The 26,244-nt window shown below is 44.0% G+C and carries 29 protein-coding genes and 4 pseudogenes; 22 read left to right on the top strand and 11 right to left on the bottom strand.

Annotated features, from left to right (window positions below; all coding sequences use genetic code 11):
• Positions 1 to 108: 108 nt before the first annotated feature.
• Positions 109 to 639, top strand: a complete 531-nt coding sequence (gene cybB, locus AC3WS9_RS11595) for a cytochrome b561 (protein WP_282493134.1) — start codon at positions 109 to 111, stop codon at positions 637 to 639.
• A 281-nt stretch (positions 640 to 920) separates the two neighbouring features.
• Here the strand turns inward: cybB and AC3WS9_RS11590 are convergent, their stop codons facing one another.
• Positions 921 to 2,087 (bottom strand): glycosyltransferase family 9 protein, encoded by a 1,167-nt coding sequence (locus tag AC3WS9_RS11590; RefSeq protein ID WP_492488462.1) that lies wholly within the window; start codon positions 2,085 to 2,087, stop codon positions 921 to 923.
• Between the two features lie 255 nt (positions 2,088 to 2,342).
• Entirely contained in the window at positions 2,343 to 3,632 is a 1,290-nt protein-coding gene (locus tag AC3WS9_RS11585; RefSeq protein ID WP_492488460.1) for a site-specific integrase, read from the bottom strand.
• Positions 3,633 to 3,656: 24 nt separating this feature from the next.
• Between AC3WS9_RS11585 and AC3WS9_RS11580 the strand changes: the two genes are divergently transcribed.
• From AC3WS9_RS11580 to AC3WS9_RS11570, 3 genes are read left to right on the top strand one after another with little or no spacing between them, the layout of a single operon-like run.
• Complete coding sequence (locus tag AC3WS9_RS11580; RefSeq protein WP_492488458.1) at positions 3,657 to 4,013, top strand: toxin YdaT family protein; 357 nt, start codon at positions 3,657 to 3,659, stop codon at positions 4,011 to 4,013.
• Positions 4,014 to 4,053: 40 nt separating this feature from the next.
• Complete coding sequence (locus AC3WS9_RS11575; protein ID WP_492488456.1) at positions 4,054 to 4,818, top strand: helix-turn-helix domain-containing protein; 765 nt, start codon at positions 4,054 to 4,056, stop codon at positions 4,816 to 4,818.
• Between the two features lie 2 nt (positions 4,819 to 4,820).
• Complete coding sequence (locus tag AC3WS9_RS11570) at positions 4,821 to 5,546, top strand: ATP-binding protein (RefSeq protein ID WP_492488454.1); 726 nt, start codon at positions 4,821 to 4,823, stop codon at positions 5,544 to 5,546.
• A gap of 70 nt (positions 5,547 to 5,616) precedes the next feature.
• On the opposite strand, the gene AC3WS9_RS11565 is transcribed toward AC3WS9_RS11570, so the two are convergent.
• Complete coding sequence (locus AC3WS9_RS11565) at positions 5,617 to 6,963, bottom strand: GrpB family protein (protein WP_492488452.1); 1,347 nt, start codon at positions 6,961 to 6,963, stop codon at positions 5,617 to 5,619.
• Positions 6,964 to 7,759: 796 nt separating this feature from the next.
• On the opposite strand from AC3WS9_RS11565, the gene AC3WS9_RS11560 reads away from it, so the two are divergent.
• The 3 genes from AC3WS9_RS11560 to AC3WS9_RS11550 are packed head-to-tail and all read left to right on the top strand — an operon-like array spanning position 7,760 to position 9,311.
• Positions 7,760 to 8,356, top strand: a complete 597-nt coding sequence (locus AC3WS9_RS11560; RefSeq protein WP_492488450.1) for a DUF1367 family protein — start codon at positions 7,760 to 7,762, stop codon at positions 8,354 to 8,356.
• On the top strand, positions 8,353 to 8,652 hold the full coding sequence (locus AC3WS9_RS11555; protein ID WP_232929704.1) for a DUF1364 domain-containing protein: 300 nt from the start codon (positions 8,353 to 8,355) through the stop codon (positions 8,650 to 8,652). Before AC3WS9_RS11560 ends, AC3WS9_RS11555 begins: the two co-directional genes overlap by 4 nt.
• Positions 8,649 to 9,311, top strand: coding sequence for a bacteriophage antitermination protein Q (locus AC3WS9_RS11550; protein WP_492488448.1), 663 nt, complete (start codon positions 8,649 to 8,651; stop codon positions 9,309 to 9,311). The genes AC3WS9_RS11555 and AC3WS9_RS11550 overlap by 4 nt, the downstream gene beginning before the upstream one ends.
• 80 nt (positions 9,312 to 9,391) lie before the next feature.
• On the opposite strand, the gene AC3WS9_RS11545 is transcribed toward AC3WS9_RS11550, so the two are convergent.
• The 4 genes from AC3WS9_RS11545 to AC3WS9_RS11530 all read right to left on the bottom strand — a co-directional run bounded on the left by AC3WS9_RS11545 (position 9,392) and on the right by AC3WS9_RS11530 (position 12,770).
• The gene (locus AC3WS9_RS11545) at positions 9,392 to 9,727 is read right to left on the bottom strand and encodes a hypothetical protein (protein WP_492488446.1); all 336 of its coding nucleotides are present in this window, start codon (positions 9,725 to 9,727) and stop codon (positions 9,392 to 9,394) included.
• Between the two features lie 9 nt (positions 9,728 to 9,736).
• Complete coding sequence (locus AC3WS9_RS11540) at positions 9,737 to 10,591, bottom strand: hypothetical protein (RefSeq protein WP_492488444.1); 855 nt, start codon at positions 10,589 to 10,591, stop codon at positions 9,737 to 9,739.
• On the bottom strand, positions 10,588 to 11,484 hold the full coding sequence (locus AC3WS9_RS11535) for an MvdC/MvdD family ATP grasp protein (RefSeq protein WP_492488442.1): 897 nt from the start codon (positions 11,482 to 11,484) through the stop codon (positions 10,588 to 10,590). The genes AC3WS9_RS11540 and AC3WS9_RS11535 overlap by 4 nt, the downstream gene beginning before the upstream one ends.
• A gap of 233 nt (positions 11,485 to 11,717) precedes the next feature.
• Positions 11,718 to 12,770, bottom strand: a complete 1,053-nt coding sequence (locus AC3WS9_RS11530) for an AbiJ-NTD4 domain-containing protein (protein WP_196350024.1) — start codon at positions 12,768 to 12,770, stop codon at positions 11,718 to 11,720.
• Between the two features lie 244 nt (positions 12,771 to 13,014).
• On the opposite strand from AC3WS9_RS11530, the gene AC3WS9_RS11525 reads away from it, so the two are divergent.
• From AC3WS9_RS11525 to AC3WS9_RS11490, 8 genes and pseudogenes are all read left to right on the top strand, one after another.
• On the top strand, positions 13,015 to 13,746 hold the full coding sequence (locus AC3WS9_RS11525) for a hypothetical protein (RefSeq protein ID WP_492488440.1): 732 nt from the start codon (positions 13,015 to 13,017) through the stop codon (positions 13,744 to 13,746).
• Positions 13,747 to 13,812: 66 nt separating this feature from the next.
• A complete protein-coding gene (locus tag AC3WS9_RS11520; protein ID WP_492488438.1) occupies positions 13,813 to 14,157 on the top strand; it encodes a phage holin family protein in 345 nt (114 codons plus the stop codon).
• Positions 14,144 to 14,692 carry a glycoside hydrolase family 108 protein gene (locus AC3WS9_RS11515; RefSeq protein ID WP_492488436.1) on the top strand — a complete coding sequence of 183 codons (549 nt, stop codon included), beginning with the start codon at positions 14,144 to 14,146 and terminating at the stop codon, positions 14,690 to 14,692. The genes AC3WS9_RS11520 and AC3WS9_RS11515 overlap by 14 nt, the downstream gene beginning before the upstream one ends.
• Before the next feature lie 220 nt (positions 14,693 to 14,912).
• A complete protein-coding gene (locus AC3WS9_RS11510; protein ID WP_063439444.1) occupies positions 14,913 to 15,350 on the top strand; it encodes a hypothetical protein in 438 nt (145 codons plus the stop codon).
• Between the two features lie 274 nt (positions 15,351 to 15,624).
• Positions 15,625 to 15,879, top strand: a pseudogene (locus AC3WS9_RS11505) (ParB/Srx family N-terminal domain-containing protein); the annotation flags it as partial.
• An 81-nt stretch (positions 15,880 to 15,960) separates the two neighbouring features.
• Entirely contained in the window at positions 15,961 to 16,200 is a 240-nt protein-coding gene (locus AC3WS9_RS11500) for a hypothetical protein (protein WP_492490329.1), read from the top strand.
• Between the two features lie 146 nt (positions 16,201 to 16,346).
• Entirely contained in the window at positions 16,347 to 16,772 is a 426-nt protein-coding gene (locus AC3WS9_RS11495; protein ID WP_196760042.1) for a hypothetical protein, read from the top strand.
• Between the two features lie 140 nt (positions 16,773 to 16,912).
• Positions 16,913 to 17,461: a hypothetical protein gene (locus tag AC3WS9_RS11490; protein WP_492488433.1), complete on the top strand. Its 549-nt coding sequence runs from the start codon at positions 16,913 to 16,915 to the stop codon at positions 17,459 to 17,461.
• 205 nt (positions 17,462 to 17,666) lie between these two features.
• On the opposite strand, the gene AC3WS9_RS11485 is transcribed toward AC3WS9_RS11490, so the two are convergent.
• Positions 17,667 to 17,999, bottom strand: a complete 333-nt coding sequence (locus AC3WS9_RS11485; RefSeq protein WP_492488431.1) for a hypothetical protein — start codon at positions 17,997 to 17,999, stop codon at positions 17,667 to 17,669.
• 176 nt (positions 18,000 to 18,175) lie between these two features.
• Between AC3WS9_RS11485 and AC3WS9_RS11480 the strand changes: the two genes are divergently transcribed.
• Entirely contained in the window at positions 18,176 to 18,514 is a 339-nt protein-coding gene (locus AC3WS9_RS11480) for a phage tail protein (RefSeq protein ID WP_492488429.1), read from the top strand.
• A 53-nt stretch (positions 18,515 to 18,567) separates the two neighbouring features.
• Positions 18,568 to 19,245, top strand: a pseudogene (locus AC3WS9_RS11475) (phage minor tail protein L); the annotation flags it as partial.
• Here AC3WS9_RS11475 and AC3WS9_RS11470 read toward each other — a convergent pair.
• Positions 19,216 to 20,448, bottom strand: a pseudogene (locus AC3WS9_RS11470) (TipJ family phage tail tip protein); the annotation flags it as partial. The pseudogenes AC3WS9_RS11475 and AC3WS9_RS11470 overlap by 30 nt on opposite strands.
• A 70-nt stretch (positions 20,449 to 20,518) precedes the next feature.
• On the opposite strand from AC3WS9_RS11470, the gene AC3WS9_RS11465 reads away from it, so the two are divergent.
• From AC3WS9_RS11465 to AC3WS9_RS11450, 4 genes are all read left to right on the top strand, one after another.
• Positions 20,519 to 21,163, top strand: coding sequence for a hypothetical protein (locus AC3WS9_RS11465; RefSeq protein WP_492488427.1), 645 nt, complete (start codon positions 20,519 to 20,521; stop codon positions 21,161 to 21,163).
• A 9-nt stretch (positions 21,164 to 21,172) separates the two neighbouring features.
• Entirely contained in the window at positions 21,173 to 21,574 is a 402-nt protein-coding gene (locus tag AC3WS9_RS11460; RefSeq protein ID WP_492488426.1) for a tail fiber assembly protein, read from the top strand.
• A gap of 359 nt (positions 21,575 to 21,933) precedes the next feature.
• Positions 21,934 to 22,353, top strand: coding sequence for a translesion error-prone DNA polymerase V autoproteolytic subunit (locus tag AC3WS9_RS11455; protein ID WP_492488424.1), 420 nt, complete (start codon positions 21,934 to 21,936; stop codon positions 22,351 to 22,353).
• 2 nt (positions 22,354 to 22,355) lie between these two features.
• A complete protein-coding gene (locus AC3WS9_RS11450) occupies positions 22,356 to 23,624 on the top strand; it encodes a Y-family DNA polymerase (RefSeq protein ID WP_492488422.1) in 1,269 nt (422 codons plus the stop codon).
• Between the two features lie 107 nt (positions 23,625 to 23,731).
• Here the strand turns inward: AC3WS9_RS11450 and AC3WS9_RS11445 are convergent, their stop codons facing one another.
• On the bottom strand, positions 23,732 to 24,772 hold the full coding sequence (locus AC3WS9_RS11445; RefSeq protein WP_492488420.1) for a hypothetical protein: 1,041 nt from the start codon (positions 24,770 to 24,772) through the stop codon (positions 23,732 to 23,734).
• A 144-nt stretch (positions 24,773 to 24,916) separates the two neighbouring features.
• Positions 24,917 to 25,588 (bottom strand): annotated as a pseudogene (locus AC3WS9_RS11440) (SOS response-associated peptidase).
• 351 nt (positions 25,589 to 25,939) lie between these two features.
• On the opposite strand from AC3WS9_RS11440, the gene AC3WS9_RS11435 reads away from it, so the two are divergent.
• Positions 25,940 to 26,215, top strand: a complete 276-nt coding sequence (locus tag AC3WS9_RS11435) for a metal/formaldehyde-sensitive transcriptional repressor (protein WP_492488418.1) — start codon at positions 25,940 to 25,942, stop codon at positions 26,213 to 26,215.
• Positions 26,216 to 26,244 lie beyond the last annotated feature (29 nt).

Here is a 26,244-nt window from a genome sequence, read left to right as displayed (position 1 = left end):
TGATTCATGCGCGGGCGAAGTTTTTGAAAACCCATAAAGAAAAGTTAATGAATTTTTAAGTAAAGCCCGTTATGTTGACGCTTTGTTCGACTTTATCCAGGAAATCATATGCGTAATAAATATACTGGCCTGCAAATTGGCATTCACTGGCTGGTGTTTCTTCTGGTCATCGTGGCCTACGCGGCGATGGAGTTACGCGGATTTTTCCCGCGCACCGCGCGTCCGGTGATCAATATGATTCATGTTTCCTGCGGGATTTCGATCCTGGTGCTGATGGTCGCGCGTCTGCTGGTGCGCCTCAAATTTCCGGCACCGCCGATTCAGCCTAAGCCAAAACCAATGATCACCGGGATGTCGCACCTCGGGCACCTGGTGGTTTATCTGCTGTTTATTGCGCTGCCGCTGATTGGCCTGGTGATGATGTATAACCGCGGTAACCCGTGGCTGGCCTTCGGTCTGGTGATGCCGCATGCGGCTGAAGCGAATTTCGACTTAGTTGACACCCTGAAATCCTGGCACGTGACGCTGGCAAACATCGGCTATTTCGTTATTGGGATCCACGCCTTTGCGGCGCTGCTGCACCATTATTACTGGAAGGACAATACGCTGCTGCGCATGATGCCGAAAAAGCGTTCCTGATAGTCTGCCGAACCCGCTCCCGAGAGCGGGTTTTTTGTCTGCGTTGCCGTCAAACATCCAGAAACTGATTAAGTGAATAAACATTCGCTCTTAAGGTGGGCTTTAACCTGATGATTTGCTTTAAGTCTGTTTAATTTCAATGATGAATATATCCATGACAAACAAAGGGTGACAGATTATAAATGCATTATCCAACGGACAGGGTGTATTCAAATCTGCAGTGCTGTGTGTTTACGGGACCTGACCGATGTCGGCAGGTCCTGGATTTTTTCTATTGAGAGTCAGTATTTATCTTGCAAAACTGACTTCGCGATACTTTTTATCTGCTCGTCAATCACCTGGAGAATAGGCTGGACCTCAGCGTCCATCACGCGTCGTTCTTTCAGTCTTATTTGTACCGCAGAGGGATAGTTGGGACCCCAAATATCGGCGTTATCTGCTGGCGCGACGAGTATTTTATACGGATAGAGGCAAATTAGTTTTTTCTCGAATGCTCTGCATACGTGCACAAAAGAGGTGTCTGGTGAAATAACCAGCGCACTTTCCTTTATGATTTGCGCCGCTGAGAAGAATGATGGCAGCGTATTTTTCGTGACATTTTTTGAATCGGAGATGGATTTTATTCTATGCTGTTCTCCGAGAATGACCATGTGGAATAAATCGTCATATTTCGCCATGTGCCGGGTAATGGCTGCGATTTGTTCATCAGAGAAAAAACGCTCACTGACGCTACCATAAGGAATAAATGAAATAATTTTTTTATGGGTGGTCTTTTCAATGAACTCCTGCGCGACCCTGGCATCCTCATCAGGAATGATGACGGTGTAATCGTAGTCTGTCGCAGCAACCCCTAAATGTTCGAACAGATCGAGATATCGCGTGCTGATATGCTCCAGCGGACGACTGATGTTCACAACCTCATCATAAATACGATACTTGCTGGTGAAACCGATGGTTTTATGCGGTTTGACCTGGCGGATTAAATTAAAAGTATCCACATTTGAGTGCGTCACTTCATGTGAGTCAACAAAGACAAAAGAGGGAAGGTCTTTTAGCGTCCTCAGCAACGCTTTTTTGTTTTTATTATCATAGAAGTATAGAGCTTCTAAATTATCCCACTCCTTGAACAGGAAATGAGTTCTTTTATCTGCAATAACAGAGACTTTGAAATTGTTTCTCACCAGCGTCTCAATCACTCCACCAATGACGATAGCGTCACCGATCCCTTTACCGATAAAAGGGATGACTAAGTTCTTTGTCTCTGACTCACGTCCGGTTTGGGAAGTACGACCCTGTGCGGCTATCGAGCTCAACAGTCTCAGTTTTAACTTCAGTTTTGTTCGTTTTAAATAATAGTTTTTAGAACGGTTTGCTTTCTTAATCCATCGAATCATGAATGACTCCCTCAAAAAAATCTTTGGCGTCAGTTTGTTTTGCGCCAGTTTCATTCATTTTACCCAACCCGCGGGCAAGATTTTCTAAGCTTAACGCTCACTGGGCGGCCATAAAAAGTATAGGTTCGGACATCCCGCGCGGGGATAAGTTCTGCACTGACTACGTCTGCGGGTTCTGCCATCTGCGCACCGGTGAGTTCAATTATATCTTTTCTGGGATGTGCTAAAAACCACGAAAAATATGAGGTTTGCAGGTTTGCATTAATAAAGTTACTATACCCCCCTACAGTAGTGGGGTTTATATATAACTTATTGATATAATTGATTTATTTTAGATATTTTTGTTTTTAGGGGCATATTGGGGGCAAACCCTAATCGCTCGTTCAACAGCTCCACCTGCTCACCGTCAAACTCCTTGATCCATGCCGAATATACCCGATACACCATTTCAGCGTCTTCGTGCCCGAGTTGGCTGGCAATAAACGAAGGGTTTGCTCCTGCCGCCAGTGACCAGCAAGCGTAAGTGTGGCGTGACTGATACGGCGTGCGTCGGCGAATACCGGCTTTTTTCACCGAAGCATCCCAGCGGTCGGTAATGGACTGCGTCGAAAAATACTTACCAGGATTTTTTGTCCCCAGGCGCGGCAAAAACACAAAACGCTTCTTCTGTACTTCAGTTTTACCATACTCCCTGAAATGCTGGACGATCTCCGTTTCAGGCAGATGGCCAGTCAGGGCATACTGAGCACGCAGCGCATCAAGCGCAGGAGCGAGCAGGGTGATTATCCGATCCCCGGCCTTTGTCTTGGGCGGTACAAAATCGCCCTGGCCCGTCAGATTGCGCTGGATGTGGACCTTTCCGGTTACCAAATCAACATCATCCCAGGACAGTGCGGCAATCTCACCGTGGCGGGGGCCAGCACCTATGGCAAACTGCCACATGTTTTTGTCCTGCCCCGTCAGTGCCAGCATCATCGTGGCGTATTCGTCGCGCTGCAGCGGATCGGGTTTCTTACGGTCCTTGTGCAGCTTTGTGATGTGCTCAAACGGTTTATCGGTGATGAATCGGCTACGGTGAGCAAAGCGCAGGATCTGACAGGTCAGTGAAATATAGTCGTTAACCGTGTTAACACTGCGGCCAGTCTTTTTTCTCTTGTTACCCTCAGAGTAAAAGCTTTCTCCACGCAACAGCTCCTTTCTGTACTGCATCATGTCGCTGTGTGTGATGTCGGCAATTAGCGTGTTACCACCGATGATCTTATTCATCGTCCTAAGCTGCGCCTTAATTCTCGACATGGTGTTTCTTGAAATATCCTCTTCTTTGGCATCCAGCCAGAGTTCGGTAAGTTCGTCCCAGGTATAAGCAACACGCGTAGATGTAAATTTTTTGACGCTTTTCGACTCAGGGAAGCGACGAGCGTAATCGAATTCACCCAGCTGTATTTCACTTACGATGAGCGCGCGCAGGTTTCCCGCTTTTTTGATATTTGCAGGAGTGACCATCCAGCCCTTCAGCACTTCACGGCAGCGTTTGCCGCGAAAGGTGAAAGTTAACCGGATCTTTCCATTGTGAATTTCAACACCTGTTGGGAAGGTCATTACAGCTCCTGCACTAACTGATTTATGCGAGGGTATCAACGCAGGGGGGGCGGCAAACTAATACCACCAGCGACTGACGAGCAGGGCATACGTAACGCTAAACAACGCGTAAAGCGCATCTTCAGCTTGGGTGGGCCTCGTTACGTCAAGATGGCAGCAGAGCTATCAGACGTCGCTTTGCGAGCCATGCCAACACGCAAGCGCATAGAGCTGGAAGAACCTCATTCGCCTGAACTGGCTAAAGCGAAAGTCATGGAGTCGTTCGGTGCGGCTATGTCGGCTGTTGCGGTCAGATGCCCCACAGCAACAGTGAAGCTGAACAGGCTTATCGACGAGCTTCAGGCGTTGATTCCAATAGCAGAATTACTGATGTCAGTTTGAGTGGCGGGATCACCCGTAATGATTTCGCAGGAGTAGCAGTATGAGTATGTCCTTGATGGTTCAGGCCATGAAAGCGAGGGTGGGAAATCCCCTCCGTAAGCTGGTGCTGATAAAGCTGGCAGATAACGCCAGTGATACGGGGGAATGTTGGCCGGCAGTGGCAACGATAGCGTATGAATGCGAGATATCTTCTCGCTCAGTTCAGACACATATCCGGCAGCTCGTGAAAGATGGATTTGTTCGTGTTGAAGAGCGAAGAGATTCAAGCGGCGTTAACCGATCCAATATCTATCATCTGACCTTTAACAATGAGGGTGAAAATCCTGCACCCTATCAAAAACAGGCTCAAAAGCAGGGTGCAGTAGCTGCATCCTATGGTGCAAATGGTGCAGGGGGGGAGGGTGCAGGAGATTCACCCAGAATCAGTCAGTTATTAGATCCAGTCAAAGAACCTAAAACCCCCCTTAATCCCCCCAAGGGGAATTTGGCGAAAACTAAATTCGATCCTCTCGCGGTTGAACTTCCTGATTGGCTCTCCTGCGCGTTATGGGTTGAGTGGGTGGAGTATCGCAAGGCATTACGTAAGCCGATAAAAACACCTCAGGGTGCTAAAGGCTCGATTATGGAACTGGAGAGATATCGAAGCCAGGGCATTCCTCCTGAAGTGGTCATTCGTCACAGCATCGCCCGGGAGTATCAGGGGTTATACCCGCCAAGCAATTTCAACATGGCTCAGACGAGCCGACCTGACATTATCAGCGTTTCAAAACCAGATAGCTCAATTCCTGACGGCTTCACGGGGTGAACATGCGCGATATGGCTGACGTGTTAATACGGCTTCAGAAAATTGTTCCTGCCGGAGTACAGCCCAAGTTCTCCAGTGCTGAGGAGCTTATGGCATGGCAACAGGAGGAGGCGCGCAAGCACTCAGAAAAGCTGAACCTGGAGAACAGCCGTACCAGGTTAGAAAAGACATTCGGGCGCTCGGGCATTCGTGAACGTTATCAAAACTGCTCGTTCAAAAATTATTCGGTAGAGAATGATGGCCAGCGCAAAGCGTTGTCGTATGCAAAGTCATGGCTGAACAATTTCGGATCCGGTTGCGCATGTTTCGTTTTCAGTGGCAGCCCTGGGACGGGTAAAAACCATCTTGCTGCAGCGATAGGAAATGCTCTCCTGGCTCAGCACAAAAGCGTTCTGATTATTACCGTTGCTGACCTCATGACCGAGTTCAAAGCAGGGTTTAGTGGTGGTAAAACAGAGGCTCACCTAATGGAGCAGATGTCGCGCGTCGATTTGCTTGTTCTCGATGAAGTTGGCGTTCAGATGTACTCACAATACGAAAAGGTCATATTGCATCAGGTGATTGATCGACGTACGGCAATGCTAAAACCGGTTGGGATTCTGACCAATCTGAAGGAGGTAGAGTTGACTCAGGCCACAGGTGAGAGGGCACTGGATCGCCTTCGAATGGGAAGTGGGTTATGGGTTAATTTTGACTGGAGAAGCTATCGAAGAAGAATTGATTCTTAGAAAAAAATGACGTTGACTTAAAAAAGCAACGTCATGAATAAGTTATGCATGACAAAGATTAATAAACACATCAATCTGTTTGTTTACTATTTAATTTTGCTTCTGAATAAACCCCCCATTTTTTATTAAGCCTCTTTTGGACAAGATTGTAAATCTTTGGAAATGTTGCCGGGGCTTTTTCGATAGCTGAGTTATAATCAAGCATCAAAAGTAGAACATCAGATTCAGGATACTCCTTAGCTGAAATTGACTCCACTCGGGTGAATATTTCTTCAATAGTGGTTGCTGCGTTTTTATAAGAAAGGAATAACCCAAATGCGTCCGTTGAAATAATAAAAACCATCAAGGCAATCATGGCGCGAGATATGGATATTAAACTTTCGGAGTCAAATAACGTAATTGCAGCACCAGTAACTAGAAACATTAAAATCACAAGAGTAAATAGCAGTACCCCCATCATTTTTGCGCTAGCTTTCTGTAGGTAACATGTCCAATAGGCTGATTCTTCGATCATTTCAGCTAAGCGTTTATAACTAGGTTTTTCGCGGGTCGAGAAATGGTCTTCTTCTCGACGCAGGAATCCTTTTTTTATGTCGACGTTAAATTTGTCTCTAATACGAAGGTTTTGACCAGCTGAAGGCATGGCGTTTAAGCCACTAATCAATAGTACCGCACGTCTGGCTTGGTCCCCTGCAGCACGATGTTTTTGCTGGTTCTGGCTTAGGAAAAACCAACACAGCATACATATCAAACCAGCCATGGCGAACCAAAATAATGTATAATTTTTATTGCAATATACCGAAGCAGCCGCGAGGATAGATATGATAAACTGGCATGCCATCATTCTTGTTTGTAAACGCTCGGCTTCGTCTGATTCAGCTCTTTGATAGCTTAGAAGTCTATTTACCCCAAATTCACTTTCAACTTCCTGTAATCTATTTTCTATGAATTCTTTCTTTCCTAACATATAACTTTTAATATCATTTCCATGAGTTGCAGCTAACGTTTTTTTTAGGTTAGCATATTTGTTTGAAAATTCACTGTCGATATTTAATTCATTTTTAAAAATAAGCATATCTCTACCCCAATGTCGTTGAGGTTCACAGATATGTATATGATATTTATGTGAATCATCAATGTATTTTGTTAAAAAATATCTAGGTGTATCATCACTTTTTTCATTTACTTCGTATCCTAAATTTTTTAGTTCGTTAACAATTCTTTCAATTTCAGCCCATTCACAAAGTGATATTAGTATATCAATAATTGGCTTTCCGCAAAGCCCATTTACGGAAGTTGAACCGACATGATCGATGTATACTGTTGAAGGTTTGAGGGCGTTTTTTATTTTTTCAGCCTCTTCTAAAAACAGATTTTTCCAGTCTGGATTATACTCGCTAATAATGATTTTATTCACCAACAACTCCAGTTCATTAAAAATTATAAAATCTTTCCAACTCAACATTGCCTACTTATTGGCTATATCAAAGAGGAAAAATAAAATCGCACTACAAACAGAAAAACGTTATCTAACATGATATTACGCTAAGCATTTCAATCCAACAAAAGATTGATGGTTCGATACCCTGTTCGACGTGGTTTGCGCTTGAATCGCGCAGCTGATACTTCTCTTAACATGTAATACCTACCAAAAAGAGTAGGGTACCTTAAGTGCTTCTTAGCTTTAAAAAGATAAAGCTTTTTATACCTGTGTATCAATAAGTTGTTAGGCTTGATTATAAAATAGACAACTAAATTAATAGCTTAATCTTGGTCAAAAATTAGCTTTTATGACTGGAAATTATAACTGTATATGTATACAGTGTTTTCATCTCGTGAGTTAAGAGACGTAAAGAGAATTGACTGATCAGTCAGTACTTATAGAAATTCAAAGTCAGGACGCGCGAGGAAGACAAAGGGACAACCTCTGAGAGAACAGGAGATAAGCGGGTGTACATTCCAGATCATCTAATATTGGGTATACACGACAGCACTAGGTCACTGGTTATTCGCAGAAATCGAGATGGTTCCTTCAAAGATGGGTTTGTGATGCGTCCTGACGAGTTTGTAGCTAGCTTGGCGCTGGTGGATGAGGCGCGCAAGCTTGTTGCACCTGAAGAGCGTCAAGGGGATGACGACTAATAGTCTTTTGATTTATAATAGCAATCGGGTCTGAACAACCCTGCTGAAACACTGTGCCACCGGAGAAAACGATGGCACAGGTAATACAACTCTTTAAATCTTCACCCACCACTCTGACCACGGCTACGCCCGAGGCCAGCGATTTTTTGCAACGTATCAAAATCGGCGTGTGGCTTAACTGCGACGTTAAGCAAGCCAGAAACTACCTCTTCCATAAGCGCTTCTTCGCTCTGCTCAATCTTGGGTTCGAGTACTGGACACCCACCGGAGGGGCGATTACCCCCGCAGAAAAAGAGTATCTGCATGGGTACGTTCGTTACCTGATCTCGATGGCCGGCAATGACGATCTCCTTTTAGAAACTGAGAAGGTTTACAACGAAACCCACGGGCAGTGGCGAACAAAAGAAGCGGCAATCACCAAATCGTTCGAAGCCTTCAGAAAGTGGGCCGTTGTTGAGGCTGGTTTCTTCGATACGTTCATCCTCCCTGATAACACTATTCGCCGAGAGGCAAAATCGATCTCGTTTTCAAACATGACGGAGGCCGAATTTTTCCAGGTCTACAAAGCAGTTTTTAACGTCCTGTGGAACACCATTCTCTTTAAAAAATTCCGCAACTATCAGGAAGCCGACAACGTAGCTATGCAGCTGCTGGAGTTCGCTGCATGAAGAGAAAACCGAACTTGCGAAAGGCGGCGGAAGGAAGGGAGTGCACAATTCGCATCCCAGGCATCTGCAACCACAATCCCGAAACCTCATGCCTCGCACATTACCGGCTGTCGGGTACGTGTGGTACCGGATGCAAACCTGATGATGAACAAGGCGCTATTTCCTGTAACGCCTGTCATGACGTGATCGACGGTCGCGTTAAAACAAAAGAATACACCTACGAGGAACTTCGGCTTATGCACGCTGAAGGCATTCTTCGCACACAAAAAATCTGGCGAGATGAGGGGTTACGATGAACGCGCAGCAACTGGAATATGTACGCATTCAGCTACGCGCTGCGCTGGCTGATGGCTCAGGCGGCACTAAAGGGCAACTGGAGGCGTTCGCAGAGCATCCACCTGCTGATAAGAGCGTGAACCCACGCAAACATATTCACGTTGTTGAACTTGATAACGGTCTCGGTGGAGTTCATCGTGTTAAAGCAGAAAATAGTGCTATCTACGTCCTCGAAACCCGTAGCCGTCGTCGTCCTATGACTCCTATGGGGGATATTGCCTTTACTACTTGTACTTGGCGTAGAGCATTATTAAAGTTGGAACCCATCCAGCAAGCATGGCTTAGATATTGTTACGGTTTCGACCTTCACTTCGAGCTTCAAGTGCAAATATGTCGGCATATTTGGGAGCTATACACTAAACATAATGGTAAACAAAAAATTCAGAAACGAGTCGAGAAAAGATTGATACAACTTGTGTGGTTAGCTGTTCAAGAGGTCGCTGCAAATAATATTAATGATACTTATAAAAATTATGCTTCAAGCCATTTGGCTAGTTTTTTATCGATCCATCGTGATTCTTGGTATCAAACGTATAGTACACCTTGGAAAGAATTTAAACACCTTTGTAACTTGCTGGACACTATTTCATTAAAAAATCTTGCAAAAGATCTTAAGTGAACAACTCGAATATTGATAAGTAACAACCATAGGATAACAAGTTTCGCCCCTACAATTGGGGCGAAATCAAGAAGGTTTAATCAAAGAAATGTGATAAAGTCTTCATCACTTGACTCAACAGTATTAGTCTTAATTGTCGACGCCTGAAAATAATCACTATCATCATTTTCTAATGAACGAGTAACTAATGTACTGGTTAATCTGTCCAAGTCATCGCTACTATGATGTGAAGCGAGGTGAATATAATCATCATCTTTCGCTTCACTAGTTTTGGTTATTGTAGTAAAGTCACTAAAATTAAGGCAATCATCGTCATTGGACTCAATCGTAAACGTTTTTCTCGTTGTATCACAGATTGAGCCACCGAAAGGTATAATCTCGGTTGTTTCACTATATAACATAATGTATGGCTTCATTTTATCAACCTATTGTTTAGTTAAGGATGTGTAACTTTGTAAGTAAAACAGTGTGCCACTATTGTCATTTTCAGCATTGTTGTAAAAAATTGTTGTGCTAATCAACAAGAAAAAGCCCAAGAGTATAACTCTGAAGGAACGCATTTCTGTATTTTTTGTCAATCCAGCATAGTATTTTACATCATCAGTGCTAGCTGCCCAGTCAAAATAAAGGGCTTTGGTCAGTGCATATGTTGTTTTACTTTTACGCAAATCTTTAAAAGAAGAACGTATGAATCCGGAAATGGAAACAGAGCGCCGCAGTAATAATATTAAATCTAACAAATCTAGTAGGTTAATAAATGCAATATAATAGATCAAATAAGTGGTTATGTTTAACTGGAATTCAATAAGTTTGGAGTATGCGTAAATCAATGCTGCTGAGAATGCAAGAGTTATTGTTGTGTAATAGTTTAATTTGTCAAAAATGTTACTCAAGGAATCATTATTTTCAGAGATTCTAATCTTTAAAAATTCCTCTTGCATGGCTTTATCATCATTATTTATTTTTTGCAGCGTTTGAACTTCATATGTGTCAGTCATTGCTTGAAGTTCAATATCAGTTTTTCGATGCTGAACCTTGTCAAAATGAAGAGCTTTTATGAAGTTCAACTCACTAAACTTAAATGTTTGCGGGCTAAATAAAAAGGTGATTATGTAAATCTTGATAGTCCCTACATTTAAAGCGACGAGAGAAAGTCTGAATGTGTTTTTTCTTGTAACTAAATTAGGTATAATGGTATCGAAATTCTCATCAATTGATATGTGAACAATAGGATTAACATTGAACATCTTCAATATGATAAACATTATATTTTTAATCATTGCAAGTGTTCCATTATTTTTTTGCTAATATCTAGGCCTAACTCCATTTCTAGCCAAACCCATTGGCCATTTGCATTTACTTCTAAGAAATACCACTCTCTATCTTTAACAATAAAATCGAAGCATCCAAACTTAAGGCATAAATTTTTCATAAGGAGTAAAGATTTTTCTTTTATATTAGAAGGGATGTCAATAATTTCATATTCGATATGATTATTATCTTTCCTCCAGTCAATCGTATTTCGAGAGACTATCTTTACAGGGTAAAAATACTCGTCTATAACAGTAACGCGGACCTCATAATCTTTTGATTGATAGTTCTGGAAGTAGCATGGGGAATATTTTAACGCATCAGTACTTTTACTGTAATCAACAAAATTAGTCTGGACATATTCTTTCGTACTCCCATGTTCGATTAAACCTGATGATAATGGCTTGACTATAGGTTTTTTCAATTCATTTTGCACGTAGTCTATGTTATTTGTAATCAACGGGGTAGGTATTTGGAATCCTAAGTTAAATGCAGTTCTTAATTGAAAAATCTTATTGTCTGCTTTTCTGAGGATAGAGGGCTTTGTTAAGCACGTTCCACTAAATGCTTCAGTTATTCCATCTGCAAAAGCAAAAACCTCTCTGTAAATATGAGAGTGATAAATGTTACTTATACACTCCGGTAACGATTCTGGGGTAGGCTTTCTGTAGTATATTGCTGAACAATTTTCTTCGGAAAGAGTTAATCCTTCCATATTAGTGATATGAAAACCTTTTCTATTAAAGAAGATTTTATAATTAGAGAATTGATCAACGTTTAATCTGAAAAACTTATCAGTAGCATGCCGCTCTCTCAGATAGTCAATCGTTTTGTCGAAGCTAGAGCTGATAGTTAGAATCATAACAACCTCCATGTGTTTATGTTATAAAATGTTTTGAAAAGTTGCAAATTATTAACAATGCAACCTCCACTTGACAATCCAAAGCCTATCTTGAGGAACTTGAGAGTTCATCTACAGGATACGAACACAAGCTATAGATTGCAAAACCCTACATTTTATGTCATCTTAATAGGCAATTCTGATATGATGCCTTAGTTGTACATAACCTTGAACTTATGCCTTCTTACTTTTACCTACATTCGTCTTACAAGGGTTCTAACCCAAGACATCACGGTTTCTATTGCCCAATCAGTTTGATATAAATTTAATTCTCGCATTTCACCATTTCCGGCGCCATGAGACAGAGGATTTCTCACTTCTCTAAAGAAGCCTTTTAGCAAGTTAGCTTCCCACTGAGAAATAAATGCACCGTTCTTGGCATTGCTGAGGTTGTCTATGTAATTTGCCGCCCCTCTTTCGGTGCCACTAGTCCATTTTTTAGCGTCGGAAATAATTTTAATAGTGCTTTCTAAGGCCCTACCAGCGTACAGTGCCGGATCTTTTTGATTTGAATCTCGACGATCGATGGCTTCTTTTATGTCCGTGTCAACATTCCTCCACTGAGGATGCTCTAAAAGCTTCCAAAAAGGTTTAGAAATACTCTGTTCAATAGTCTGATCTATTGCAAGCTGAAAATACCCGTTATGCACACTCAAAGGGCACAAAGATCTTCTAAAGCGTTCATTGACTTCTTCTATTATCTGATTGAAGCGCTCATTGATCTCATTATTGATACTTACCAGACCTTCTTTTCTACTTCCAGGTAAATTAATTGTATTTGAAGTTCTTGGTAGTATTGGTTGGTTTAGAAGAGAGTTAAGTGTGTGCGGAAGGTTGTTATTTATATTTTGTATCTCATCAAACCTTTTGCGAAAAACTAATTCGACTACATTCAATCTTTCTTTGATAAATGAGTCTGAGTTGTTTCTTGCATCGCATTGCTGTAGAACAAATTGTTCACACACATAGTCCCAGCCCCAAAATCCGCTGACTGGAAAGCCTGACTGATTTTTGTAGGAGTAATACCTCGGAGCTAACTCCTTCAGACCAATCTCCCTTGCCACTTGGTCGTGTATTGCTTTCCAGCTTTCTTCATTCTTTTTATTAACAGATCCAGAAGAAGCATAATATGGTAGAGCTTCTTTAGCTAAGCCAAAAAGCTGGGTGAGCAATTTTTGCTCATTTGTGCCATAAGAAGCCCAGATTATCTGTTCGCGATATCGTTCAGAAAAAACGTCAACAAGCATGTTGCATTCCTCTATTTTTAAGTTAACACCTTGATTTTATTTGTTTCGTAAATGATGGGGCATCAAGGCTTCACGTAGGATGATCACAATACTATACTTCACATTTTTACTTACAAGCTTGAAGCGGTAAAGAACACATTTTTCAGGAGAGCACATTGCGCCGTCCAACTAACCTGGGGTGGTTTGTTGGGTAGTGTGCTCCCCTGTGGATCTGTTAAAATTCCTCCATCACACAGGAGGAACTATGGGTTGGCAAGGCATACCTTTTCTGATGAAAGGCGATGAGGTTTTCTATCACGCTGAGATTATATTAAATAAATTACCTAAGATTGTTTTAGAAATCCCTGAAAAAGGCGGTGGTCTTGAGGCGTTTCTTACTGCCTTAGTAGCTGGTGTAATACCTGCTTATGTCGCATATAGGGCAATGAAATCTAATACGCAGTTGGTTACTCAACAACAAATTCAACAGGGTGAAATCGCTGATAAAACCATTAAAGCGCAAGTTGTTGCAGCTAGTAGGCAGACCTGGATTAATGAGCTAAGGGATCTACTCTCTCAGTATGCGGCAGATAACCGTGTATGCCTAAAGCGTCACTGGGATTATTACCTTACTGATACACTTTTTCGTCAGTATCAAATGACTGACGAAAATATACGTAATGAGGTTTTTCTCGAAGAGCGCCGCAATGCTATCAGTAAACTAGACGATGCTTACCAAGCCAGGGAGGAAATATTAAGCAGAATACATTATGTGAAGAATCGAATTTTGCTGATGCTCAACCATGATGAACCAGAATGTGTTGCTTTAATAACAATGATGAAATCTATTGAAGCAAAACCAGGAGAACTTAAGGCTGATGATTTCGATAAATTTAAAGTTGTCAGTGCACGACTATGGGTTGAACTGGATGCATTCATTGCTGCATCTCAGAAATATTTAAAAAGAGAGTGGGAAACCATTAAAGCTTCCCTCTAAATAAAGATTTTATAAATTAACCACGCAATTGCGTGGTTTTTTTATGCCTGCAATTCGGGAGGAATCATGCAGAACTACACCCCGCCAGGCGGCTGGGGTCCGGTACTTCATTTTTTACATAAGCACCGCCTGTCAATTCAGGCAGCTCTTACGGCTTTCTGTATAGCTATAGCTTTTTCCCTATGGGATGGGCTGGCGTGGCGACGCGCAATAAATGCTGGCTTTATCTGTTTCTTTGTAGCTCTGGCCGTTTCAGCTTTTTTGGAGCAGTTAGGGGTTTCAGACATCGACTGGTCTTTTGTTGTGGGGGTCGCTGTTGGTGGTGCGGGAGCCGATAGGTGCCGTTCTCTGATTAATGCGGCAGTGACGTTATTTGCAAGTAAGAAAGGTATCAACGATGACCAAAGATGAAATTATTAATGGTCTGCTGGAGCGTGAAGCGGGTTACGTAAACCATCCCTCTGATAAAGGCGGCCCCACTAATTGGGGGATCACTGCAAAGACTGCCCTGGCTCATGGCTACAGTGACGTCCGCTCCCTGACTAAAGAACAGGCTCGCGCTATTTACGAGGCTGATTACTGGTATGGGCCGCGATTCGATCAGGTTGCGGAACTATCACCGAAAATCGCAGACGAGCTTTGCGATACCGGTGCGAATATGGGCCCGTCTGTCGCAAGTAAGTTTTTCCAGCGCTGGTTATCGGCTCTGAACCTGCGCGGCAAACTCTATCCTGACCTTGATCCCGATGGGCGAATTGGTCCGCGAACTATCACCGCGTTAAAAGCTCTTCTGCGGCATCGTGGAAGGGATGGTGAGACTGTCGTTCTTCGCGGTCTTAATTCAAGTCAGGGCGCCCGTTATCTGGATCTGGCTGAATCCAGGGAAGCCAACGAGGACTTTATTTTTGGCTGGATGCTAAACCGTGTTGAAATCCCCTGTAAATAAGCGCCCTCAATGGACGCACAGACAGCTGCGGCGCGGCGCAAAGATGGCACTTGTTACCTTACTGGTGCCTTTTTTATTGGTGGGGTGTGCGACGGTGGAAAGAACCTGTGGCTGGATAAAAACAGCTTCAGAGGGTTGTGATGTGATAAATAAGCGCAACAACTGCTGAAAATTGTACCTATGCCAAGTTACAATTATCTCCTAAATCAAGGAGGTTTCTATGTGGCAAACGGTTTCTAACTGGCCTTGGCCAACGATCTGGTCGGCAGTGTCTGCAATATTTACAGCCGCGGCGGTGTTAGTGGCTGGTTTTGCATTACGTGTTTGGAGGCAACAAGAAGCATTAAAGGCAAAAATGGCTTTAAAAATGGCTGTTGCTGATTATGCGAATGCTCTTTCTCAGTTGCCTGTAAATCTTGCGACACCACAAATTCGTATAGAAAAGAGATCAGATTTGCGGGATTTGCGCCATAAATTAAATGCTATCAATAATGCATTTTTGGTGTGCGAGCATATGTTAGAAAGCTACCCTCGTGTTATCAGTTGCTGCCGTTCTTTGCCTGAGACACACAAACAATACGTGAGAGGGTTGGATAACAATATTCAGGCGAAATATTATTGTCACCTTCTGCTGTCTCAACAATTTGTTTTCAAATAAAAGTCGAGTTTTATCGGCTCTGCTTTATAACATCTCTAACATAGGTGTTGCTTGGCGGATCTACATCATCAATTCCCCAGCACTTTCCTAAATCACCTAGCAATCTTATTAGGCATTACAGAAGCTCCTCGTGAGGGGCTTCGATAATGTTTATCCCACAGAACGGATAAACGCGGCGATATCCTTTGCTGAGGATATAAAGGGGCTAGTGGTTCCCTACCGCGCACCCTGCACACGACCGCCAGCGGCTTTCATCTTGTGAGAACGGAGCTGTATGAACGATAAACTGAAAATCGTATATCGCCCGTTAAAGGAACTAACGCCATATGCGCGAAATGCCCGAACCCATAGCGGTGAGCAGGTAGCGCAACTGGTTGCCAGCATCGAGGAATTTGGCTGGACGAATCCCGTATTGATTGACTAGAACGGCGAGATCATCGCTGGTCATGGTCGCGTTCTGGCTGCTGAGGCCATAGGCATTGTCTCTGTGCCGACAATAAAGCTGACGGGCCTGACTGAGGAGCAGAAATGCGCCTACCGGCTGGCAGATAACAGACTGCCGCTAAACGCTGGCTGGGATAGTGATCTGCTGAAGCTTGAAGTAACTGATTTGCTGGATGCGGATTTTAATCTTTCCCTGACGGGCTTCACTCAACAGGAGATTGACGATCTGCTGGTGGTCATCGATCCGCCAGGGGGCGATATCGTTCTGAAGCGTTACCCGTTGCAGGGCATCACGACGGATATGGTTTACGCCGCCACCATGTCACAGCCTTTTCAGGGGGAGTGGGCCGAGGGTCTGGAAACCGACAGGATGACCCGCATCGTCAATGCTGTTCGTCATGGCTAACTTACAGACAAAGGTATAGATGTTTGTTAACAATGAGATTTTTGATAGTATTATTCCTGCTTTATTTGTCGGTAAGAGTTTCATCTACTTATTTTTGCCTTTCTTAGAACAATGTAAGCATCTTTAAATTTGGAAATGGAGTGTTAATGGATATGACAAAAAAAATTGCAGTATTGTTGATTGCTCTTGGTGTTTCAGGTTGTGCAGGGATGCGCGTACCTGATTACAATCAAATTAAAACTAATCCACACTATGCCGAATGTCGCGAAAATGCAGCTGAAGTATATAAAAATAATGGGTATAGCAAGTTGGCAAATACTGTCATTTTAGGTATGAATGACAGAAAGGCTCAGGCAATAGTCAGTGGTTGTGTAGTCGCAATGGACAAGAACAGTATTGAAGAAATCAAAGCGGACCTTAACAAAAAAGCTACGACGTATGGTATTATTGGTGGCGCCTGCTATGATTCAACATGCAAGATTGATAATGAGCAGGAATTGAAGGCATATATTTTGGGTAGCTATTATGCGTCAGCTAAAAAATTCCCTGGTGAAATGAAAGCTGAGTTCTAGGATTTAAAAGTAAAAGGGGTTTCGACCCCTTGTTGATTATTGTTTGAATTAATGGCGAAATTACGTTGCAAATGTGATTGTTATCATTACAATTTCGCTATGTTAATGGTGTTGTATTTTGCAATTATGATGAGGACGATATGGAAGAACCAGAAGATACAAATCAACTATTTTTAGATGACTTGACTCAACTTGCAGATCCTCTCTCACCACAAATTTTAGGTGATGTATCAAAAGAGTTAGTGATAGAGTTTTTCTCAGTGTTCTCGCGATTTGAGCATGCAATGAAATGTGGCGATTTTTCCAAAAAGTCTCCGAAAGGTGATTGGATCGAGCCCGATTGGATATCGTTATGTTCTTCAATCGGGTTGAGATTAAACTCTATTAATGTCCCCATTTTACAAGAGAGTATTAATTTTCTAGCGAATACGCCACCAAAAAAACAAAAGTCAAGTTATGAATGGGAGGTTAGCCATTTCCCAAGTCAACTTACTAATATGGCCTCTAAGGCTTTGTGGGCGGCCAAAAATGTTCGTAATAATCTTTTCCATGGAGGCAAGTTTTTCGCAATCGATAAAGAACGTGATGAAGATCTTATACGCCACTCTCTTATAATCATTAAAACATGTATTTTAGTGGTTCCCACATTACGGGAGTGGTATGAAATGCCACCATTTCAAGAACACTAACCCGCTTCAACGAGTTTTTAAAAGATGAGGACTTATATGGATATAATAAAAGGCTTGGTGGTTAAAAATCCACTTGATGAGTAGAGAGTTATAGATTTATTTGGGTGTATGATTTGTGGGTAAGTTGAAAAATGTTTAACTATGCCCGCAATAAAATTGATAATCGCTATTGTTAATGGTCAATAAATAGCGATTATTTTTTGTCTCAAATAGGGGTTATGGTGACGGAATATTTACCATTCATCTTTTGAGAATCGCCGGAGACTATTAGTGCCTTACTTTCCTCTGAGTAATCGTAAGACTGGAAACGTATGGTGAAATCCATGTGATAGTCTTCCGCAATTAAATCACCTTCTTCTGTAATGCTTATTTTTCCTTCGTCAAATCCGTTTCGGGTAATTGTAACCCTTGTTTGTTCAGTAGCATTTTTACTTTTGCTTCTATAATGAATGAGAGCATCGAAATGCAAGTTTCCAAATTGATCTTTCTCTAACTCATGCTCTTCCATAAAAGTGCTTATTGCTTCAAAAGACTCCATTGACTCTCCTTAAGTTAAACTTTGGTCGATACTTCATGCTTTATAGGGTTGAATAACTCCTGATGGAACAAGGTTACCTTCCTCATGCTTTTAATTCAAGGGGTTATAGTGAGGTTGTTCCTGTGAAATATGTTTTTTTCAATTGAACATCACAGTTTAAGGATTATAGGTGATAAATGACAGATACATTCATTTGGCCCACGCAGGTCTCACCAACTGCAACTGAAACAATCAATTTATACACAGTACAATTCGGAGACGGATACGAGCAAGTGGCTGTTAACGGTATTAACAATGTATCTGAACAGTGGGATCTAACCTGGACAGGTCAGAAGAATGACGTAGCTGCGATTCGTGCGTTTCTTCATTCGCACGCCCATCAATCATTCTGGTGGTCGAATCCGTGGGGTGAGAAAAAACTCTACCGGGTAAAACCAGACTCAATAAAACCGACCTTTATATCAGGGAAAGTCATCACCCTGGCCTTTTCCTTCAAACAGGCCTTCGCGCCTTAATCGTCAAATCTCTCCACCAGCCGCGTATGCGGCTTTTTTTATGGAAAAATTTTATGGGTCTAAATGCTGATTTCCAGGCGCTGGAGCCTGGCGAAAAAATCCAGCTAATCGAGGTTGATGGAACATCCTTCGGGATGGATAAGGTTCTTCGATTCCACGCTTACAACATCCACTCTGAAGGCTGGGCATCGTTTGCTGCTGACAATCTCCCTTCAATCATCTGGCAGGGTAACGAATACGATCCACATCCCTACGAAGTGACGGGTCTGGAATTATCTGGTTCGGGCCCACAGCCGACGCCGACTCTTTCAGTGGGGAATATCTCTAACTACGTCACGGCGCTCTGTCTGCAGTATGACGACATGGTGAAGGCTAAGGTTCGCATTCATACCACGTTCGCTAAATATCTTGATGCAGCTAACTGGGTGCATGGCAACCTGAATGCCAACCCGAACGAAGAACGTGCGCAGCTTTTCTATATCAATGCCAGAACCGCAGAATCGCGCGTACAGGTCGATTTTGAACTGTGTTCACCCTTCGATATTCAGAATCTCCAGCTGCCGGCAAGGCAAATTCTCCCCGTGTGTACCTGGTGTCTGCGTGGCTGGTACCGCACTGGTAATGGCTGCGACTACAACGGCACGAAGTATTTTCAGAAAGACGGTACGCCAACGGATAACCCTGCTCTGGATGTGTGCGGCGGCCGTATGCAGGATTACCGAATGCTCTTCGTTGTCTACGGCCTCAATGGTGCGCGACTGGGTGGTACCATCAGGCATGTTCATAACCAGACGAGCACCGGCCTCATAGTCAATGGAGCGATCGAGAGTCACGACGCGCCCCTTAATCGCCTTCATGCGCCCGCCGTTCTGAATACCGGCACGGAATGGATCGGCAACCCCAATCACCTGCGACGGCAACGGTATGTAGCCATCAAGCCCCACACCAAATGTTACAGAGCCGTGTTTAACGCTCGACAGCAGCGCCCAGCGGCCGCGTCGGTGCGCCTCACTCTGTTTTGTGCAGCCTATGGCCGTAAGCGTGAGCTGGTTAACCTGGTAGCGCTCAACCAGGGCTGAGTCATAGACCCCTTCCACCGTGTCGCTGTAATGGTTGACAGGGTCAGACCATGACACCAGGCATGAAGAATAACGTTTTTTGTAGCTGCCGCCAGCGTAAGAGAATTCGCCGTTGATAACGTTTGACACGGTATAAACCCAGTCAACGTCGTCCTGCGGCACGTCAGCTTTAACAAAAAGCTGCTCGTTGCCCCAGAATGTGATCCCGCGAAATACCGCTGCCAGGTCGTTAAGTACCGTGTAGGCGTCCTGCTGGCTCTGAATAAACACATTGCAGGTGAATCTGGGTTCAGTGCCGTCAGCTCCGTCAGAAACCGATTCATCGCAATAACGAGCTATTTCATACAGCTCCCACTTATCAACCATGCTGGCATCAATGCGCGAACCCATACCGTAAATCTCATCCAGCAGGAGATCGTAAAAAATCCAGGCGGGATTATTGCTGTACGCCCATTTAAACCCGCCCGACCAGCTACCGGAGTACCTGCGATAAACGGGATCATAGTTATCAGGTACGCGAATGATTTTGCCCTTCGGCTTACAGGTTATCTTCGGCGCAGGTCCATTAAACTGGCTGGCATTAACCTCAATGTACAGCAGCGCGGTATTGGGATATCGAAGCTTACTGTCGATTACCTCAGCGAAAGAAAAGACGCTAAAGGCGTTAACCAGTTTTGAATCCGTCGAATCAGGAGTAAGGCGACGAACCCGAACAGACCAGCCGGTAGAGGACTTAGGAAAATTTATCCGGTGATCCCGCTGATACTCTGACGTGGTCTTTCCGTCAAATTTGCCCCTGACCACTTCCTGCCAGCTCCCTCCATCGGTTGAAAGGTCAATGGCGTACTCGGTTAAATACCAGGCTGATCGCTCAGAGAGAGAGGCTAACAGGGCAGAAGAAGCAGCGAACAGGGCGGAATCTGGCTTGCCGGTTGCAGATGTCATTTGGGATCGTCTTGGTGTATCAGGTAATGCCCGTAAAGCACTTACAAAGAATCCGCTGAAAGCAGCTGATTTTAATGCGGCCCCGGCACCGAAAAAAGGACTGGTAGATCTCGATACTCTTTTCACGCCAGGGACTCATTGCGCTACCCTTTGGGGTACGATTAACAGCGGATATCCAGAGGATTATATGTATTCCTCCGTCCGTGTAGCCGATGCCGGATATAACACCATGATTCAGATCATTGAGAACAGTGACGGCGTAGTTTATACGCGATCCGGAAAAACAAATGACGATGGAAAAACATACTCATTTAGTAAATGGACTGATGGGCAATTCCCGTCTGTCGATGTAAACCAGGGGTATAGAGTTGGTTCAGTAATTATGGCTGCAATCGTCAACAATGGCGGCGCGTCGTTACAATATGGACAAACAATTAGCGGGGCAGGATTACGGGCATCAAGCGTAAGCTTGCCTTTCTGGAGCGGAGGTAACGGAGTTATTTATTCAGGGGCAACGTTATCAGGAACATGGCGGCATCTAGGTCATGCTAACACTAGTGGCGCTGATGATAGTCCGGTGGGTGGTAGTTCCTATCCGGTGTCATTGTTCATTCGAATCTTGTAAGGAAACCCCATGGAAATTTTAGATGTACGTAATATGGTTTATACCGAAACAGGAGCGATTGACTGTGAGGTTTTGGTCGGTGAGCAATGGTTGCCGTTCTGCGCGTCAGAAGATGACAGCATGGCGTATGGGGCAACACTTTACCAGGAAGCGATAGATGGGAAATGGGGTGAGGTACGACTCTACGAACCGACCGAGAAAACCTTTAGTGAGCCATCCAGTGCCATGGCAACGAAAGCAGAGCTCATGACGAATGCCGAAGCGGTGATTGCGCCACTTTCAAGGGCGGTGAAGTACGACATAGCCACAGACGCGGAGAAGGCCGCTCTAGAGGCCTGGGAGCGTTACACCGTGCTGTTGAGTCGTGTTGATGTCGATAACCCTGTGTGGCCCGATACACCTGATTCTTGACGGTGAAACACGAGAACACGGAAAACTAACCGTTCAAGTGGTGATTTTGTTTAGAACCTTGTGAAATCAATCACAAATCTATCCGTGACAATCTCCTGCTCCTTACCTATAAAAAAATACCTACCACGGAAATGGTGCGTATTTTCAAGGTTTTTCCTCATTTCTTACGGGCCTGGCTGATGTCGGCAGGCACCCGGATTTTTGCTTTGCAACTGCAAAAATTTACAAATCAAAATTTCCTACAGCGGCGCGACGTTATAAACGAAGCGGCGAAATAACAATCAAATAAAAATGTATCGACTTGATCTGTTCTCTCGCAAAAACTACTGTATATAAAAACAGTATTTGAGGTGCATGCAATGGAATTCATCAGGCCAGCAGAACTGCGAGAAATTATCGCACTTCCACTTTTCAGCGACTTCGTACAGTGTGGTTTCCCGAGCCCCGCTGCCGACTACGTTGAACAGCGTATCGATCTCAATGAGTTACTTGTGTCCCACCCAAGCTCGACGTATTTCGTCAAGGCTGCAGGCGAATCGATGATTGAGGCCGGGATCAGCGACGGCGATCTGCTGGTGGTGGATAGTTCGCGTATCGCTGAGCATGGTGACATTGTCATCGCCGCGGTGGAAGGAGAGTTCACAGTTAAGCGACTGCAACTCCGCCCGACAGTCCAACTTATACCGATGAATATCGCTTACTCGCCGATTATTGTCGGCAGCGAGGACACACTCGATGTGTTCGGTGTCGTGACTTTCATAGTTAAATCTGCGAGCTGAGTATGTTTGCACTCTGTGATGTGAATTCGTTCTACGCATCATGCGAGACTGTTTTCAGGCCGGACCTGAGATGGCGGCCAGTTGTCGTTCTCTCAAATAATGATGGCTGTGTAATCGCACGCAGCGCAGAAGCAAAAGCGGTCGGAATCACTATGGGGGAACCATTCTTCAAGCAAAAGGATCTTTTCTGGCGCGCAGGCGTTGTTTGCTTCAGTAGCAACTACGAGCTTTATGCTGACATGTCGAACCGGGTCATGACCACGCTAGAGGAGATGAGTCCTCGCGTGGAAATTTATAGTATTGATGAAGCCTTTTGCGATCTTTCAGGAGTACGCAACTGCCGGGACCTGACAGAGTTTGGCAAAGAGATCCGAGCGACGGTTCTGAAGCGCACACACCTTACAGTCGGGGTTGGAATTGCTCAGACAAAAACACTTGCTAAGCTGGCAAATCACGCAGCCAAGAAATGGCAGAGGCAGACGGGCGGAGTTGTTGATTTGTCCAATATCGATCGCCAGCGTCGGTTGTTGGCTATCGTGCCTGTAGAAGATGTATGGGGAGTCGGCAGGCGCATCAGTAAGAAACTCAACGTTTTGGGCATCAAAACGGCCCTAGACCTCTCAGAGCAAAGCACTTGGATTATTCGCAAACACTTCAATGTCGTGCTGGAGCGAACCGTTCGGGAGTTGCGAGGCGAACCATGTTTAGAGCTAGAGGAGTTTGCACCAGCAAAGCAGGAAATCGTCTGCAGCCGGTCATTCGGAGAACGCGTCACGGACTATGAGCAGATGCGTCAGGCCATCTGCAGCTATGCGGCCCGTGGTGCTGAAAAACTACGGGGTGAGCATCAGTACTGCCGCTTTATTTCTGCCTTCGTGAAAACTTCTCCATTCGCGCTTAATGAGCCATATTACGGTAACAACGCGTCCATGAAGCTTCTCACCCCCACTCAGGATTCCCGCGACATCATCTACGCCGCGGTAAAGTGCTTGGACAAAATCTGGAATGATGGTCACCGGTACCAGAAGGCAGGAATCATGCTCGGGGATTTTTTCAGCCAGGGTGTGGCCCAGCTCAACCTATTCGACGAGAACGCGCCACGGGTCGGTAGCGAAAGGTTGATGGAAGTGCTCGATCACCTGAACGCAAAAGACGGAAAAGGAACGCTCTACTTTGCAGGGCAGGGCGTTCAGCAGCAATGGCAGATGAAGCGTGAAATGCTTTCGCCACGTTACACAACAAGATATTCAGATCTTCTCAGGGTTCGATGAAGCTTTGGTGCGTGGTTATCCGCAATGTGTCTATAGCAAAATTTAAAGCGCAAAAAAATTAACCTAAAAACAATCACTTATGCTTCATGCAAGACACATTGATTTAATTAATATAAATTCAATCCTAGCCTTCTAATTTCATTTCTGCGAAATGTAAAAAAGACATCGCTACTTTTAGATATGAAAGAAGCGATGCGTCGATCATTGTCATCAATACCCTGCCACAAGAAAGGTACATTATTATTCATAAGGCTTTCGGCAAAAGTTATGTGAGTTAAAGCTAAGAAAATCCTAACAAAATTAGAAGGCTCATTGAAATCACTATTAAGCAAATGTAACGTTAAATGTCTATTGAAGCTGCCTTCATTAATCCCTCCAGTAGGTTTGTATATTACATTTTTAAAAAACGATCTGGTAGAGTTTATTACATCGCACTGAGGATTAATGTGAGTGAAAAAATCGATTTCAGTTTCAATGTCATACCCTTTCCCAGGATGCCAGTCGAAACCATCTATCTCACGTAATCCCCATGTGATGATTAGCCTTCTTATTTCTTTCTCGAATTTGTCAGCGCTAGTATTAGTATCGTCACCATCAGCGTATCTAACGAAAAAACTCCGCATCCCTCCCTCAAATACAGGGAAAAGAGACATGATAGATATGTGATCGTAACCTAAGTAAAAGGCTTCTATAGCTTCAAAAATAATTGTTTGATATTTTTTGAATGATTCACTTTTGGTAAAGTACTTATTGAAATAAGCAATAGCCACTTCTAGGGAGAAGTTTTCAAATAGCCATTTATTAGCGTTATCGAGAGGTGTTGTTGAGTCTTTTATTTTATATATTGCAGAAGAAAGCGTACCTTCTCCAATATATAACGGTAAGGCTATGCCTAGAGAGTTTGCATGCGTCTGAATGTTTGTACAACGCCCCCATTTCTTATTAAGGTACGATATAGGTCTTTCAGTAAGTAAAAAGTTTAAATCATTGATTTTAACAGAAAAAGAACCATGGCAAAGTTTAATCTTAGAGATCGCAACATCTTTATTATGATGTTTTGTGAATTGCTGTGAGATGTCACGTTCCGTAAGTTTATCTAATTTGGATAATCGTTTTAAAGTTGGGAGGTATTCAAGATAATCAGACATAGTCAGCCTTTTTATTAATGTTATTTCTTTCATTGAAACATATCACGTTAGCAAAAGCCATAAAATGATTATTTATAACAATAAGGCTTAGAATTAAACATTCACACAATGGTTTAACTTTAGGAAGTATGAATGATTATTTTTTCATCGTATGGGGCTAAGCAGTTCAGCACTTTGATTTTTTGGATTCCCAACTTCGCGTGACACCGCATGCCAGATAAACTTGGCAGCGGGAATAGCTCCGAAGGTAGCTATATCTTCAACTTCCTTACCGCCAATATCTTGTCTCATCCATTCGCGTGCTGCTTCCGGTGACAGTACCAGTGGCCGGCGATCGTGAATATCAACTAGGCCTTTGTCAGCTGCTGACGTCACTATGAGAAAACCTTCTGCTTCGTCTCCACGCTCAAATGGCGTGCTGCCGATCGCCGCCATGAAAATTGGCTGCCCATCGGCCCGATGAATGAAGTAGGGCTGTTTCTTGTCGCCTTCCTTTTTCCACTCAAACCATCCATCCGCAAAGCAGATTGCCCGGCCATGTTGCCACAGAGACTTGAACATTCGGCTGGTGGCTGCCGTCTCGACACGCGCGTTAATAAGTGGGGGTTTATCCCACCATCCGGGCGCGTAGCCCCAGAAAACAGGATCGAGGTGCAGCTACTCATCACGTTCGCTCAACAGCAAGACTTTTGTTCCGGGCGCTACGTTGTATCGGCCAATTGGTTCCGGGTCATAGGCGATATTACGATCGGCTTCATCGGCCAGGTAAGCAAGATATTCTTCACGGGTTTGTGCTTGTGCAAAACGTCCACACATAGAAACCTCCAGCCAGATGTCAGACTGAAAGTATAGGGCAGGGAGAAAAAACAGGTGCGCACCGAAACGTTATGATTTTAAAGCAGGGGAATGATGATGGAAGTCAGCGAGGCGGTAAAGCGAGGCGTTTCGAAACTGGAAGGAGCTACGCAAAAGAGTGAATTTTGGGGGCAAATTAGGGGGCAAAATACGCTTGGGGGGCAATTTGGGGGCAGTAAAAAGGCCTTTTATGTCCGATAGTGTCTTTTGTGTATACCGCGTAAATGCCTGATAACAATATAAAACTTAATGTTTACATAAAGTTGCTTTAGAAGATACAATACCCCCCTACAGTATATTTAAGGAGGGCGCATGCCACATTCACCCGAAGACAAAAAACGTGTTTTGACTCGCGTGCGCCGCATCCGGGGGCAGGTCGATGCCCTGGAACGGGCGCTGGAGTCCGGCGAACCCTGTCTTGCCATCCTGCAGCAAATCGCGGCGGTTCGCGGTGCGGCGAACGGTTTGATGGGCGAGATGGTTGAAATTCACCTCAAAGATGAGCTGGTGAGGGGCGAAACCACCGCCGACCAGCGTGCGGTTCGCATGGCGGAAGTCGGTCATTTGCTACGCTCTTATCTAAAATAAAACACTGGCATCACATAAAGGAAAGCAAT

The organism is Lelliottia sp. EB106-05-01-XG201, from assembly GCF_058791735.1.
This window is presented reverse-complemented; position numbering and strand designations above follow the sequence as displayed.

Excerpts from the sequence above, each read along its gene's own strand:
- AC3WS9_RS11435 (WP_492488418.1), top strand. The coding sequence starts at position 25,940 with ATGCCACATTCACCCGAAGACAAAAAACGTGTTTTGACTCGCGTGCGC.
- AC3WS9_RS11460 (WP_492488426.1), top strand. The coding sequence starts at position 21,173 with ATGGAAATTTTAGATGTACGTAATATGGTTTATACCGAAACAGGAGCG.
- AC3WS9_RS11540 (WP_492488444.1), bottom strand. The coding sequence starts at position 10,591 with ATGATTAAAAATATAATGTTTATCATATTGAAGATGTTCAATGTTAAT.
- AC3WS9_RS11585 (WP_492488460.1), bottom strand. The coding sequence starts at position 3,632 with ATGACCTTCCCAACAGGTGTTGAAATTCACAATGGAAAGATCCGGTTA.
- AC3WS9_RS11555 (WP_232929704.1), top strand. The coding sequence starts at position 8,353 with ATGAAGAGAAAACCGAACTTGCGAAAGGCGGCGGAAGGAAGGGAGTGC.
- AC3WS9_RS11545 (WP_492488446.1), bottom strand. The coding sequence starts at position 9,727 with ATGAAGCCATACATTATGTTATATAGTGAAACAACCGAGATTATACCT.
- AC3WS9_RS11520 (WP_492488438.1), top strand. The coding sequence starts at position 13,813 with ATGCAGAACTACACCCCGCCAGGCGGCTGGGGTCCGGTACTTCATTTT.
- AC3WS9_RS11510 (WP_063439444.1), top strand. The coding sequence starts at position 14,913 with ATGTGGCAAACGGTTTCTAACTGGCCTTGGCCAACGATCTGGTCGGCA.
- AC3WS9_RS11490 (WP_492488433.1), top strand. The coding sequence starts at position 16,913 with ATGGAAGAACCAGAAGATACAAATCAACTATTTTTAGATGACTTGACT.
- AC3WS9_RS11560 (WP_492488450.1), top strand. The coding sequence starts at position 7,760 with ATGGCACAGGTAATACAACTCTTTAAATCTTCACCCACCACTCTGACC.
- AC3WS9_RS11455 (WP_492488424.1), top strand. The coding sequence starts at position 21,934 with ATGGAATTCATCAGGCCAGCAGAACTGCGAGAAATTATCGCACTTCCA.
- AC3WS9_RS11535 (WP_492488442.1), bottom strand. The coding sequence starts at position 11,484 with ATGATTCTAACTATCAGCTCTAGCTTCGACAAAACGATTGACTATCTG.
- AC3WS9_RS11580 (WP_492488458.1), top strand. The coding sequence starts at position 3,657 with ATGCGAGGGTATCAACGCAGGGGGGGCGGCAAACTAATACCACCAGCG.
- AC3WS9_RS11550 (WP_492488448.1), top strand. The coding sequence starts at position 8,649 with ATGAACGCGCAGCAACTGGAATATGTACGCATTCAGCTACGCGCTGCG.
- AC3WS9_RS11590 (WP_492488462.1), bottom strand. The coding sequence starts at position 2,087 with ATGAAACTGGCGCAAAACAAACTGACGCCAAAGATTTTTTTGAGGGAG.
- AC3WS9_RS11530 (WP_196350024.1), bottom strand. The coding sequence starts at position 12,770 with ATGCTTGTTGACGTTTTTTCTGAACGATATCGCGAACAGATAATCTGG.
- AC3WS9_RS11450 (WP_492488422.1), top strand. The coding sequence starts at position 22,356 with ATGTTTGCACTCTGTGATGTGAATTCGTTCTACGCATCATGCGAGACT.
- cybB (WP_282493134.1), top strand. The coding sequence starts at position 109 with ATGCGTAATAAATATACTGGCCTGCAAATTGGCATTCACTGGCTGGTG.
- AC3WS9_RS11485 (WP_492488431.1), bottom strand. The coding sequence starts at position 17,999 with ATGGAGTCTTTTGAAGCAATAAGCACTTTTATGGAAGAGCATGAGTTA.
- AC3WS9_RS11480 (WP_492488429.1), top strand. The coding sequence starts at position 18,176 with ATGACAGATACATTCATTTGGCCCACGCAGGTCTCACCAACTGCAACT.
- AC3WS9_RS11570 (WP_492488454.1), top strand. The coding sequence starts at position 4,821 with ATGCGCGATATGGCTGACGTGTTAATACGGCTTCAGAAAATTGTTCCT.
- AC3WS9_RS11495 (WP_196760042.1), top strand. The coding sequence starts at position 16,347 with ATGGATATGACAAAAAAAATTGCAGTATTGTTGATTGCTCTTGGTGTT.
- AC3WS9_RS11445 (WP_492488420.1), bottom strand. The coding sequence starts at position 24,772 with ATGTCTGATTATCTTGAATACCTCCCAACTTTAAAACGATTATCCAAA.
- AC3WS9_RS11575 (WP_492488456.1), top strand. The coding sequence starts at position 4,054 with ATGAGTATGTCCTTGATGGTTCAGGCCATGAAAGCGAGGGTGGGAAAT.
- AC3WS9_RS11525 (WP_492488440.1), top strand. The coding sequence starts at position 13,015 with ATGGGTTGGCAAGGCATACCTTTTCTGATGAAAGGCGATGAGGTTTTC.
- AC3WS9_RS11515 (WP_492488436.1), top strand. The coding sequence starts at position 14,144 with ATGACCAAAGATGAAATTATTAATGGTCTGCTGGAGCGTGAAGCGGGT.